The sequence below is a fragment of the Streptomyces sp. NPDC026062 genome, from assembly GCF_055568375.1.
This window is the reverse complement of sequence record NZ_JBVHOQ010000005.1, coordinates 190239-203010: the sequence shown is the minus strand read 5'-3', so window position 1 is coordinate 203010 and position 12772 is coordinate 190239. Positions and strand designations below refer to the sequence as shown.

Here is a 12772-nt window from a genome sequence, read left to right as displayed (position 1 = left end):
CATGCCGTCCGCGTCCTGCGATTGCCGTCCAGAAACGCCACATAGTAATCAGAATCTGTCGAAGCGTAACAAAGTGGTCAATGTTCGGGTAAACCGAGACAGGAGCCGCTCATGATGGCACGCCCGGAAACCGACCAGCCGACACGGTGGGACACGCGGATCGCGGGACGCGAACCGGACCGGGTCGAGGTCACCCAGGTTCTGAGCCAGGACGTAGTGCTGGGGACTCCCGTGGTCGTGGACATCGCCCGTCACAAGCCCGTGCTGGCGTTCCACAATCCCGGTGAGACAGCCGGTTCCGACTCCGACGGGCACCAGGCCCTGGTCTTCTGCCCCCGGCAGGGTCCGGTGCCCGACATCAGGCACGTAGCCCGCGCGTTGGGCAGTGCGACGGGCTGGCGGGTCACCCGGCCGTTCGAGTCCTGGCTCCAGACACAGGCCAAGCAGCCGGGCTGGTCGTTCAAGGACCTCACGCTGAGCGTGCGGTCCGAGAACGGTGCCCGGACGGTGGTTGCGCACTTCTGTGTCGTCAGTCCCAGCCAGTACGGGAAGCCGGCCGCTCAGGTCTTCAGTTCGGAACTGTCCCACGACGGTACGCGGTGGGCCGAGCACCTCCCTCAACGGCGCGGGAGCCCTGTCCGTTGCACACCCCGATCCGCACACCGCACCGTCACCCGATCAGTGACAACGCTGAAAACGCTCAATGGCTCTGCCCCCAATCCCCTGCCGACAAGACCCCGGGGGCTGAGTGACACCGCCGTCTACTCCGCTTGGCGACTCGCTCGCAGCATTTCCTCGACCATGCGCCTTGCGTCAGGGCGCAGAGACGCAAGCAGCTCCTCAGGGCACCCGCCGTCCCGGGCCAGGATCCGGCCCAGGGACTCTGCTGCCGAGTCGAGCACAAGCTCGTCCTCGACCGGCGAACTGGTCACGTCGATGAGCGCCTTCACCACGTGCTCACCCGAGTACGCCTCAAGGTCCATCGCGGCATCGTCGCGCTCGTCGACGCGAGCAGCCCTGTTCAGCAAAGCCGATATCAACCCTGCCGGCTGTGGCACAACCACGCCTCCCCCTCCTCATGGATTTCTCCCACCAGCATCCACATGTCAGGCGCTTTGGCCGAGCACGACCACCGACGGCAGGCCCCGCCGCGAAGGGGAATCGACCGCATCTTGCTTCGCCGGGGCAGGTGGTCCCGGTTTCGATGATATTGCTGCCGAAGGTGAGGCGGTCGACGATGGCTGCGCAGAGGCGGGGGGTCCCGCCGTGACCCGCTCGTTCGGCACCGGACCGGGGGCGAACATGACGTCCGGCTTGCCGTCGGGCAGCAGAGGCCCAACGTTGAACTTCGCGAGTTCCTGGCCGGTGCGCGGTTCCCAGCGCTGCCTCACCTTTCCCGAGATGGTGAGGATCTTTCCTTCGGTGTCGAAGAAGTGGGCGAAGCTCCAATTCCAGGCATCCCCTGCAGGCAGGGACGGTCCCAGAATGGACGGTTCGGGCACGAGCAGGGACGGGGACTCGGCTGTCCTGATCGAGGTGACCTCCCTCAGGGTGGCGACGTCGCGGACGGAGACCACGTTCTTCGCCTCCCGGTCGGCGAGCAGGGTGCCGTCCCGGCTGAACTTCACGGGGCCGTCGAATCCGGGCTTCCAGTAGGGCCGGGGCAGCACCAGCTTACTGGCTCAGGATGCCGCGCGTACGTCCCACCCCCCTTGAACGTGGTCGGATACAAGATCATCCCATCCTGTCCGTCATCCGGGGACGTACTCACCACGTGTGTAGCTCCACTCCTCCGTCACACGACCGTGCGGCCGCGCGAGGGTACGTGCGAATCAGCGTCCAAACGTCGCGTCCCGGGGGCGGTTGTCCCACCCCCGGGACGGATCGTCAGTGGCGACGCCAGCGGCGATTGACGAGGGGAACGCCGAGGCGAGCGGCCACCGTACGTTCCAACTCACCAACCACGACAGCCGGGGTATCGGCGCGGAGCGGCAGCACCCAGTAGGCCGACCACTCCTCCCGCTTGGACCTGGACTCCGCCATGTGCTGACGGATACGAACCGAAGCGGCGCCCCCGCAGAGCGCCCGCTCGGGTCGGGTCCGTCCGCAGTAGCAGGCCACGCCCTCTCCGTTCACCGGGATGTAGATGGCACGACGCTCGTTCCCGCTGTCCTCCCCGATCCAGATCGGAGAGTCCCGGTACTCCTCCAGCCAGGGGCCTACCAGGCTGGCCAGCACGGCGTAGCGCTCGGGCGTCATCGTGGCGACGCCCTGCCACACCAGGGCGCTCACCAGCTGTCCGACAGGGGCTCCGACTCGGCGATCTTGCCGAGGCGAGCGGTGATGCCCGCGAGGATCCCGAACGTCGACTCCACCTCGAGCCAGGCGATCTTGTCGTCAGTGCCGTTCTCGTCGCGCATCTCGATGAGGTCCATCAGCCGGTCCTTCGCGGTGAACACCGCCTCCTGGAATCGGGTGAGGCTCGCGGCCTCCTTGGCGGCGGGGTTGTTGCGCTCCGCCTCGGAGGTGAAGCCGTGCCGGACCGCCTGGCGCAGGTAGGCGTTGAAGGTGGAGGTCGCCCAGTCCGACGGCTGCTCGACCAGGGACTTGGACTCGCTGTCCCACCAGCGCAGCGGCTGGCGGGCCCGAGACCGCTTCACCGCGTCGGCCAAGAGCTCGCGGCCCGGCCCGGTCTCCAGGAGGCCCTTGATGATCTGCCCGACGCTGGTACGGGCGATGGTGGTGCCGACCGTCTCCTCGGCCGAGCCGGCGGCGGCCCGCAGGTGACCGGTGACCACCAAGGCGACCATGCCGAGCACGCCGAGCACGAGGGCGGCCTGGGTGTCGTTGGCGTGGGCGCGGTCCCGGAGGCCGTCGATGGCGTGGTCCGTGGCGGCGTTCTCCACCGTCCACTCGGTGTCGACCAGGTCCTGCCACAGGCAGCCGGTGTCCAGCGCCTTGCGGATCGAGTCCAGGTGCTTCGGCGTCTCGACGCTCGCCGAGTACGAACGCAGTCCCAGTTCCACCACCGGCCCGTTGCGGTGGCTGAGGTAGAGACCAGTCTTACCGAGTTGGGAGCGCACGAGGCGGTTGAAGGCGTGCCCCTTGCGGGTGAGCTCCTGGACGATCTGGGCGAAGCGAAGGTCGGGCAGGTCGTCCAGGCCAAGCAGGCGCATCCCCTCGGGCACCTGCTCGCGGCCGATCAGAACGTCCCGCCGCGCCGTCGCCAGGTCCTTGTCGGGCTGCCCGCAATCCAGCAGGCCCTCGTCGTAGAGGGCCGTCGCCATCTCCTCGGCGACGACGGCGTGCTGGGAGCCGGCGGAGAACTTCTTGGCGGACACGTTCATGCGCACCAGCACGCTGCGGACAGCGGCGGGGAAGCGCTCCATCCCGCGCTGCGGGTCGTCGTCCTCGTAGCCGACGATCACCTGGACCGGCACGGTGAGCGCGTTGAGCGCGATCGCCGCTTCGTTCCGCTCCCGCTGGTCCGCCTCGGTACCCTTCGGCGGCTGCGCCAGTCGCTTGTGGGCCACCTTGGCGATCTTGCGGACGAGCTCACGGCGGGCAACGAGCGGCAGTCGCATGAGGTACGAGGGCAGCAGTCGGATCCGGGTGTGGTCGCGGGCGTCGCCGGTCAGCCATCCGCGCTCGACCGGCAGGAGCACCAGGCAGGAGATCAGCCGACAGTTGCCGTCCACGGCCGTGTAGTCCTCGCCGACCGAGTCGGGGGAGCCGGTGAAGGTCGCCGGCACCAGCGTCAGCGAGCGCTCAACGATGCGCTCCCCTACGTCCTGCGGGTTGTCCTTCTGCACGGCGATCGCGGCCCGGTCCACGGCCTCCATCACGGCCTCGAACGCGTCGCCGTGGACCAGTGTCGCGTACCGGTCGTGCGGGGCCGGCATCGACAGCGCGAGTCGGCTGCGGGGCGCTTTGGGGTCGGCGGCGTAGCTCGCGTCCGCGAGCAACCGGTCGTTCTCCACCGCAGGGGAGATCATCGGCGCGTACGCGCGGAAGTTCAGCGTCGTCAGCCAGCCGAACGGCGTCCGGTGCCGCTCAGCCCGGCTGAGCTCGAGCTCCTGGGGGTCGGTGGCCAGGTGGGCGAGACGCTCGATGTGGCTGGGGCTAAGGAGAACTCCGCCGAGCTTGCCGAGCTGGGTCTGGGCCTTGGTCGTCTGGCTGACCGGCGGGACACGGTGCTCGAACTCACCGTTGCCGTTTCGGAATCCGCTGACCGGGATGACCTGGATCTCACGGGTCTCGCCACGGTCCGGCTTGGAACTGCTGCTCATGGGGCGCCTTCTTGGATGGCCGGCGTGTAGTACGCCGGCGTTGGCCGCGCGTCACGCGGCGCCATCCGGGCTGCCACGCACCCACTCCGCCTCTGAAGAACCTCAGTCCGTTCAGGGTTTCGTAGCGTTGTCACGTCGGTCAGTGGCAGTTCGAGTGCTCTACGTGTGTGGCGGCGAGGCCGTCGCAGGCGGAGAGGAGCCCAAGTCGTGCGGTTGCAGACCTCGGTCCGCGCGCGCAGGCGTTTGACCGCCGCAATCAACGGCGTCGGCCGCACCCTACCGGTTCGCTGACCATCGCTCAAAGTGGTTTTACTGGACTCCTTCTGACGCATCGGCAGATACCGTGCGACTCCAGGCTCACTAACGAGCTCGTGCACGGTTAGCGGTGAGACGTCGAAGGGCCGGGGGCCTCGGTGCTCACGTCTGCCACGCCAGGATCCGGTCTGCGGTCTGTTGCTGGGACAGCAGGCCGGCGATGGCTTGGACGGTGTCGTCCATGTGCTCGCGGCGGCCGAGGTGGCAAGCCAGTGCTCGCCAGTTCTTCAGGTGGGCGATGCCGTGCTCGACCCGGATGCGGCGTGAGGAGTGCGCTTTGCGCTGGCGCTCGTGTATCTCCTCGTACCAGTCCGGGGCGTTCTTCTTGAACTTGCGGTGCGGCGGCGTCACGACACGTCCGCCGGTCTGTGCTCCGAGTCCTTGGTAGCCGGCATCGGCAAGGATCTCGACTGCATGACCTTCGGCCAGGAGCTTGACCAGCCCCAACTCGCGGGCGTGGGTGATGTCCGCGCAGCTTCCGGGCTTGGTCGGGCTGCAGAACAGCAACCGTCCGTCCCCGTCGGTGAAGACCATGGCCTTCACGGCGTTCTGCTTGTTCTTGCCGGAGATGAACCTGTCCCGGTCTTTGTGGCCGACCGCCGGACGGCGGACCCGGATCTCGGTGCCGTCGATGATGCCGGTCTCCCCGGCCTGGCCGAGATGATCGACGACCTCGGCCAGGGTTCGCAGCCGCATGTCGGGGCTGACGGTGCGTCCCCGCTCCGCGAGCAGGGGCCGCACCTCGCCGATAGCCCGGGTGACGGTCGAGCGGTCCACGCCGAACCAGCAGGCCAGCACATCATGAGTGACGCCGTGGCGAAGGTGGACGAGCGTGGCCAGGAGCCGATCGACGAAGACCATGCGGTGCTTCGCGCCGGCGCCCACCGCACGCTTCCGCGACCGGGATGCCGGCCTGGCCTGGTGCCGTTCATGCCACAACGGTGCGACCTCAGCAACGAGTTCAGCGATCACAGCGGCTGACAGGCCCGTGATCCTCCGGTCGCTGATGATCGCTGCGCGCGTCACGTTCCCCACCACCCAGCCATGATCGCCGATCGGAGACCGACGTCTCACCGCTAACCGTGCACGAGCTCGTTAGCCGCGCACACTCGGGAGACCGGCCCGGCTCCCACGTCCGGAGCGACCAGGCTGCCTTCCTCGAACCCGCGAGCTGTCCCCGGCCACCCGGTCCCGAGGCGGGGCGAACGGGGCCTGAGTGGCAGGATCAGTGCAGGGGGCTCCGCCCGCACACCATTGCCTGCGGGCGCGATACCCAAGGCCGCACTCCGAGGAGTGCAGCTCTCTAACATCAGGACCCGCTGACCAGGGGAAATGGCGGCGCTCAACTGGCCAGATCGAACGCTCACTGGCCAACTGAAGTGCTCAGTCACAGCGGGAAATCAGCGGTCACGTATTCGCTCCTAGTCAGTGAGCGTCTTCAGAGTGGCCACTGATCGAGTGACGGGGCGGTGTGGGATCGGAGTGCGCAACGGACAGGGCTCCCGTGCCGTTGAGGGAGGTGTTCGACGTCTCAACTCAGCAACGCAGGAGCCCTGTTGGTTCCCTATCCTGCCGTAATCGACCTGCCTCACGCCTTGGTCGAGTGGGTCACGATGCTCATCATCACCCGTGAAGGTGACCGCCGGTGCAAACTCCCGCCGCACCGTCGTGCGCTGATCGCACTCGTGTACCTGCGCCGCCACGACACCCTCGCCCGTATCGCCTCGGCCTTCGGGATATCCGTCGGCACCGCCCATGCCTACGTCACCACGGTCACCAGCCTACTCGCCGAGCATGCACCGGGTCTGCTGAAGACGCTACGCGCACACGATCCGGACTTCGTCCTCCTGGACGGCACGCTCGCGGAGTGCGACCGCGTCGGTGACGGCAGGGCCGACTACTCCTCGAAGCACAAGCGGCACGGGGTGAACGTGCAGGTCGTCACCAACCCGGCCGGCCAGATCCTGTGGCTGTCGCCGGCCCTGCCGGGCCGGACACACGACCTGACCGCCGCCCGCACCCACAAGATCCTCCGGATCTGCGAACGTCAGGGCATCCCGATCCTCGCCGACATGGCCTACATCGGTGCAGGCGACTGGGTCACCACCGCCAAGCGCCGACCGCCGGGCGGCGAACTCACACCCACCGAGCAGACAGCGAACCGTGCCCTGTCCGCAGCACGGGCCCCCGTCGAACGAGGCATGGCACGACTGAAGTCCTGGCAGATCTTCCGCAGATCCCGCATCAGCCCCAACCGCATGAGCGTCATCGCCAGAGCCGTCCTCACCCTGGAGAGGCAACGCTGAAAACGCTCAATGGCCCGCCTGGCGCGCCCGGATCCGACGTGTGAACCCTCGATCGATGCGTCGTCCATCTCCAGCAACCCCTCGTTGCACAGTTCCGCCAGGGGAACCTCATGCGGACGGGGCCGCACTCCGGCCTCGCTCCGGTCCCGCAGCCGCCGTCGTGCCGTCACCCCACTCAACCGTCGCCGGGCGGGGCACAGTACAGGGGGAGAGCGCGCCCGTGATGTGCCGGCAGGTGATCGCTCCGCCCCCGGCGGGCCCCAGGGACGTCGGCTGCCGGCGGATACGTCACACGCCGGCGGCCGGTGGGGCGTGCGGCGGTCGAGTGACCGGTGAACCTCGTTCCCGCCGGCGGCCGATGCCCGGCTCCGTCGGCCGAGTGGCGCCCCGGGTCCGGCGCCGGCCCTTTCCTCCGGACACACGCGACCAGGCACGCGCGACCACCAACACTGTGCTGGTCGGGGTGGCCGGCGACGGATCCTCTTCACCCACTTCGACGTGCGCACCATCAAGCCCGACGGAAGCGGCCTGCAGATTCTCACGAGCAGCGGGGCGAACGACGGCCACGCCGTCCGGAACCACGACGGCCGCATTCTCCGCAACAGCGGTACGTACGGCTTTCGCGAAGAAGCCGCACTCCATGACGACACCTTCCAGCCCTGCGGTCGGATCTTCAGCATGAACGCCGACGGTTCGGTCAAGAAGTCGCCGGCGGACCGTAAGCGGGAGGACTCGAATCCGCTGCACCTCACGCAGGATGTCCTATGCGTGTGAGGCGTCGGGTGACGGCGCGGTCCGTCGTGCCGTCACCGCTCCCACCCGCAGCCGGGACGCGCTCCCCGGCGAAGGAATGGCTCTCGGCCCCGGCCCACGCGTAGCTGTGGTCCCGGGTGACTTCGGTGCCACCGCGCCGGCAGACCTGGTCGTGCCCCGGAGCTACGCTGAGTTCCCGCTGCCACGGCTGCCGGGGAACGCCGAACGGATCCCGCGTCTGCGTGAACGCCCCGGATCCGGAAGGCCGGACCTGTGATCCCGGCAGCCCGTCGCCTCGTGCCCGGCTGACGGACCGTCAGTGACACCAGTGGAAGGCAGGACCACATGACGGAACCCGACCCCGGGCTCTTCGGGCCCTCATCGGTCACCTGGCAGATGCACGGCGACCCGATGATGTGGGTGGCGGGGGTGCGCGCCCTGTACCTCCAGGCGCTCCACCCCCGCGCCGTGCGCGGCGTCATGCAGAACTCCGACTTCCGCAAGGACGCCTGGGGCCGGCTGATGCGTACGGCGGGCTTCGTCGGAACGATCACCTACGGCACCACCGAAGCCGCCGAGAAGGCCGGAGCCCGGGTCCGCAGGATCCACCGGCTCCTCAAGGTCACCGACCCGCTGACCGGTGAGACGTACGGCGTCGACGAGCCGGACCTGCTGCTGTGGGTGCACTGCGCGGAGGTCGACTCCTACCTCCAGGTCCAGCGGCGCTCCGGCTACCCGCTCACCGACGCGCAGGCCGACCGATATGTCGACGAACACCGCACCGGGGCGCGCCTCGTCGGTCTCGACCCGGACGAAGTGCCCGGGACCACCGCGCGACTGGCGGACTACTTCGAGCGGGTACGTCCCCAGCTGGCCTCCTCAGCCGAGGCCCTGGAGGTGGACGACTTCCTGCGCCGGCCGCCCGTCCACCCTCTGCTGACACCCGCGCGCGCCGTGCTGTGGCGGCGTGTGGCGACCCTGGCCTACCAGTCACTGCCCCCGTTCGCCCATGAGCTGTACGGCAGACCGGTACCGCCGGTGGCCACCGTCGACCGCCGCCTGCGCACCACCGGAACCGTCCTGCGCGCCATCCCGTCGAAGCTGCGCTGGCGAATCCCGCCCGGCCACATCGTGAACGCGATGGCGCGACTCGGACCCGGCAGCCGCCCCACCCCGTACAAACTGACAGGGCAGGCAGCCATACTGGACGGGCCGGGGAGGGCACAGCAACAGCAGGCGGAATGACGGGGGCGACGGCGGGGATGGCGGAAACCAGGCTGATCCAGAGCCGGTACCGACTGCTTGAGCTGATCGGGCGTGGCGGCATGGGCGAGGTGTGGCGTGCCCGCGACGAATCGCTCGGCCGGCAGGTCGCCGTCAAATGCCTCAAGCCGATGGGCCCGCAGCACGACCAGGACTTCACCCGCATCCTGCGCGAACGCTTCCGCCGGGAGGCCCGCGTCGCCGCAGCCCTCCAGCACCGGGGCGTCACCGTCGTCCACGACTTCGGCGAGCACGAGGGCGTGCTCTATCTGGTGATGGAACTCCTCGACGGCCGAAACCTCAGCCAGCTCCTGGAGGACAACGGGCAGCGTCCGCTGCCCGTGGACGACGTCGTGGACATCGCCGACCAGGTGGCCGACGCCCTCGGTTACACCCACCACCAGGGCATCATCCACCGCGACCTCAAACCCGCCAACATCATGCGGCTGGCCGACGGGACCGTGAAGATCTGCGACTTCGGCATAGCCAGACTCGGCCACGACATCTCTGTCACCTCCCGCCTCACCGGTGCGGGCGTCGCCATGGGCACGCCGCACTACATGTCACCGGAGCAGATCAGCGGTGGCCACGTCGACCACCGCAGCGACCTCTACTCACTGGGCTGCGTGCTGTACGAGATCGCCACAGGCGCCCCGCCGTTCGACCTGGACGACGCCTGGGGTGTGCTTGTCGGGCACCGCGACACCGCGCCCGAACCGCTGCGCACCCACCGGGCGGAACTGCCCGGGTTCCTCGACCGTATCGTCCTGGAACTGCTGGCCAAGACCCCGGAGCAGCGTCCGGCCGACGCGAGCGACCTGCGCCGGCGCATCGCCGGCGGCCGCACCGGGGAACACCCGCACCTGGAGCCGACCGGTCAGGTGCTGCTCGCACCGCCCGCACTGGTGGTGCGACCCGGCGGGCAGGCCGCACCCGCACGGCGTCTGCCGGACTGGACCCGCGGGATGACCACTGGCCACAAGGCGGCACGCAGCGCGGGCGGCCCGCCCGATCCACTCGGTCCCGCATCGGGTCTGACCGGCGCATGGACCACCGGCGGGCCGGCCGGGGCCGGGCGGCCCACCCCGGACCCGGAACTCCTCTCGGCGCTCGCCAACCGCCACAGCGCCGGCCTCAACCTGGGCAGGCTCGGTCACTGGGAGGAAGCGGAGGAGGTCCACCGCGCGGTCGCCGCCGAACGCGAGCACGTACTGGGACCCGACCACCCCGAGACGCTCTCCAGCCGGTACGAGGTCGGGTTCACCCTCAGCCGGACAGGACGTACGGCGGAGGCGTTGCGGGAGTTCGACCGCGTCGCCCGGGGCCGCGAACGCACTCTTGGCCCCGACCACCCGGAAACCCTCGCGGCGCGTCAGGAGATGGCGTACGTACTGGGCCGGCTCGGCCGCCACTTCGAGGCCCACCAGCTCTACGCCGCTGTCTTCGCCTCCCGGGAGCGCCTGATGGGGCCCGACCACCCCGACACCCTGCGCTGCCGCCACAACATGGCGTTCAACCTCAGCAGGCTCGGCCGGCTGGAGGAGTCGTACGTCATGGCGCGCGACGTGGCGACGGCACGCGGACGGCTCCTGGGTGCCGACCACCCCGACACCCTCGTCACCCGCTACGAGGTCGGCTACACCCTGGGCCGGCTCGGCCGGTGGACGGAGGCACTGGAGACCTACCGGGAAGTCGTCCGGGCCCGTTCGCAGGCCCTGGGCGCCGACCACCCCGACACCCTCGCGGCCCGCTACGAGGTCGGCATCAGTCTCGGCCGGCTGGGGCGCAGTGCCGACGCCCTGGAGCTCTACCGCGGGCTCGTCGAGGACCGGACGCGGGTCAGCGGCCCGGCCGACCCCGATACCCTCCGCGCCCGCCACGGGCTCGGTGTCAACCTGGGCAGACTGGCCCGCTGGGAGGAGGCGCTGGCCGAATCCCGCGAGGTGTGCGCGCACCGCGAACGCGTCCTGGGGGCCGACCACCCCGACACCCTGGTCAGCCGTCGCGAGATCGCCGTGGGCCTCGGCTGGCTCGGGCGCTGGGCCGACGCCCTGAAGGCGTACCGTCAGGTCGCCGAAGCACGGACCCGGATCCTGGGCGCCGACCACCCCGACACCCTGGCCGGCCGCAACGACGAGGCGCACTGCCTCGAACAGCTCGGCCGGGGGCCCGAGGCCGTCGAGCTCTACCGGCAGGTGGCGGCGCTGCGGCAGCGGCAGGGCAGCCCGCCGCGCTGACGGCCACGCCCGACGGGATCCCTGGTCCGGGACGCGTGTCCGTGCTACCAAGGGGCATGCCCGCACGAGACAGCTATGACGCCGTGATCGTGGGCGGCGGCCACAACGGACTGGTTGCCGCCGCCTACCTCGCCCGCGCCGGACAGTCCGTCCTGGTCCTGGAACGGCTGGCCACCACCGGTGGGGCGGCTGTCTCGACCCGCCCCTTCGCCGGGTTCGACGCCCGGCTTTCGCGCTACTCCTATCTGGTGTCGCTGCTCCCGCCGAAGATCGTCCGCGATCTTGGGCTGGACTTCACCGTACGCAGACGGACCGTCTCCTCGTACACCCCGGCCGTCCGCGACGGGCGTGCCACCGGGCTGCTCGTCGGCGGCGGCCGCACCCGCGGCTCCTTCGCCGCGCTCACCGGCTCCGACCGGGAGTACGAGGCATGGCAGCGGTTCTACGGACTGACCGGGAGGGTCGCCGAGCGCGTCTTCCCGACACTCACCGAGCCGCTGCCCACCCGCGACGCGCTGCGGGAACGGATCGATGAAACGGACGCCTGGCGGATGCTGTTCGAGGAGCCGATCGGCGCCGCCGTCGAGGAGAACTTCGCCGACGACCTGGTCCGGGGCGTCGTGCTCACCGACGCGCTCATCGGCACCTTCGCCGACGCGCACGATCCCTCACTGCTCCAGAACCGCTGCTTCCTCTATCACGTGATCGGCGGCGGCACCGGCGACTGGGACGTCCCGGTCGGCGGCATGGGCGCGCTCACCGACGCCCTCGCCGGCGCCGCCCTGGCAGCCGGGGCTCAGATCCGTACCGGGCACGAGGCCGTCCGGATCGACACCGACGGGACACATGCCGAGGTGACGGTGCGCACGGACAGCGGTGAGTCGGCCGTCGGGGCGGGCCGCGTCCTGGTCAACGCCTCGCCCGAGGCTCTCGCCACCCTCCTCGGCGACGCGCCGCCCCCGCCCGCCGAGGGCTCCCAGCTGAAGGTGAACATGCTGCTCACCCGGCTGCCCCGGCTGAAGGACCGGTCCGTGGACCCGCGCGAGGCGTTCGGCGGGACCTTCCACATCGCCGAGGGGTACGGGCAGCTGGCCGACGCCTACCGGGACGCGGCAGCGGGCCGGCTCCCCGCCGCCCCGCCCTCGGAGATCTACTGCCACTCGCTCACGGACCCCTCGATCCTCGGTGCGGATCTCGCAGCCAGGGGCTACCAGACCCTGACCCTCTTCGGCCTGCACACCCCGGCCCGCCTGTTCGCCGCGGACAACGACGCCACCCGCGTCACGTTGCTGAAGGCCACGCTCGCCGAGCTCGACGCCCATCTGGAGGAGCCGCTCGCCGACTGCCTGGCACACGACGTGGACGGCGCGCCCTGCGTCGAGGCGAGAACACCGCTCGACCTCGAACGGGACCTGCGGCTGCCCGGCGGACACATCTTCCACCGGGACCTCGCGTTCCCGTACGCCACCCCGGCGACCGGACGCTGGGGTGTGGAGACCGCGCACGCCAACATCCTGCTCTGCGGGGCCGGTGCGGTACGCGGCGGCGGGGTCAGCGGAGTCCCCGGCCACAACGCCGCGATGGCGGCGCTGGGCCGGTGAACCTCACC

General features: G+C 69.9%; 10 protein-coding genes. 5 read left to right on the top strand and 5 right to left on the bottom strand.

What is annotated here, in order from left to right:
• Positions 1-761 precede the first annotated feature (761 nt).
• From ACZ4LX_RS06590 to ACZ4LX_RS06570, 5 genes are all read right to left on the bottom strand, one after another.
• Complete coding sequence (locus tag ACZ4LX_RS06590) at positions 762-1064, bottom strand: hypothetical protein (protein ID WP_467639266.1); 303 nt, start codon at positions 1062-1064, stop codon at positions 762-764.
• Positions 1065-1106: 42 nt separating this feature from the next.
• Complete coding sequence (locus ACZ4LX_RS06585) at positions 1107-1670, bottom strand: hypothetical protein (protein WP_467639269.1); 564 nt, start codon at positions 1668-1670, stop codon at positions 1107-1109.
• A gap of 217 nt (positions 1671-1887) precedes the next feature.
• Positions 1888-2292, bottom strand: coding sequence for a hypothetical protein (locus tag ACZ4LX_RS06580; RefSeq protein WP_176156439.1), 405 nt, complete (start codon positions 2290-2292; stop codon positions 1888-1890).
• A complete protein-coding gene (locus ACZ4LX_RS06575; RefSeq protein WP_467638873.1) occupies positions 2289-4289 on the bottom strand; it encodes a hypothetical protein in 2001 nt (666 codons plus the stop codon). Before ACZ4LX_RS06575 ends, ACZ4LX_RS06580 begins: the two co-directional genes overlap by 4 nt.
• Before the next feature lie 417 nt (positions 4290-4706).
• Complete coding sequence (locus ACZ4LX_RS06570; RefSeq protein ID WP_467638875.1) at positions 4707-5465, bottom strand: transposase; 759 nt, start codon at positions 5463-5465, stop codon at positions 4707-4709.
• Between the two features lie 695 nt (positions 5466-6160).
• Between ACZ4LX_RS06570 and ACZ4LX_RS06565 the strand changes: the two genes are divergently transcribed.
• The 5 genes from ACZ4LX_RS06565 to ACZ4LX_RS06545 all read left to right on the top strand — a co-directional run bounded on the left by ACZ4LX_RS06565 (position 6161) and on the right by ACZ4LX_RS06545 (position 12764).
• The gene (locus tag ACZ4LX_RS06565; RefSeq protein WP_467638878.1) at positions 6161-6910 is read left to right on the top strand and encodes a transposase; all 750 of its coding nucleotides are present in this window, start codon (positions 6161-6163) and stop codon (positions 6908-6910) included.
• Between the two features lie 498 nt (positions 6911-7408).
• A complete protein-coding gene (locus ACZ4LX_RS06560; RefSeq protein WP_467638881.1) occupies positions 7409-7684 on the top strand; it encodes a hypothetical protein in 276 nt (91 codons plus the stop codon).
• A 324-nt stretch (positions 7685-8008) separates the two neighbouring features.
• Entirely contained in the window at positions 8009-8908 is a 900-nt protein-coding gene (locus ACZ4LX_RS06555) for an oxygenase MpaB family protein (RefSeq protein ID WP_467638884.1), read from the top strand.
• 17 nt (positions 8909-8925) lie between these two features.
• The gene (locus ACZ4LX_RS06550; RefSeq protein WP_467638887.1) at positions 8926-11163 is read left to right on the top strand and encodes a serine/threonine-protein kinase; all 2238 of its coding nucleotides are present in this window, start codon (positions 8926-8928) and stop codon (positions 11161-11163) included.
• 56 nt (positions 11164-11219) lie between these two features.
• Complete coding sequence (locus ACZ4LX_RS06545) at positions 11220-12764, top strand: phytoene desaturase family protein (RefSeq protein WP_467638890.1); 1545 nt, start codon at positions 11220-11222, stop codon at positions 12762-12764.
• Positions 12765-12772: the final 8 nt, after the last annotated feature.

What these genes read in the sequence shown, in the direction of transcription:
- ACZ4LX_RS06575 (WP_467638873.1), bottom strand. Translation starts at nt 4,289, where the DNA reads ATGAGCAGCAGTTCCAAGCCGGACCGTGGCGAGACCCGTGAGATCCAG.
- ACZ4LX_RS06570 (WP_467638875.1), bottom strand. Translation starts at nt 5,465, where the DNA reads ATGGTCTTCGTCGATCGGCTCCTGGCCACGCTCGTCCACCTTCGCCAC.
- ACZ4LX_RS06555 (WP_467638884.1), top strand. Translation starts at nt 8,009, where the DNA reads ATGACGGAACCCGACCCCGGGCTCTTCGGGCCCTCATCGGTCACCTGG.
- ACZ4LX_RS06550 (WP_467638887.1), top strand. Translation starts at nt 8,926, where the DNA reads ATGGCGGAAACCAGGCTGATCCAGAGCCGGTACCGACTGCTTGAGCTG.
- ACZ4LX_RS06545 (WP_467638890.1), top strand. Translation starts at nt 11,220, where the DNA reads ATGCCCGCACGAGACAGCTATGACGCCGTGATCGTGGGCGGCGGCCAC.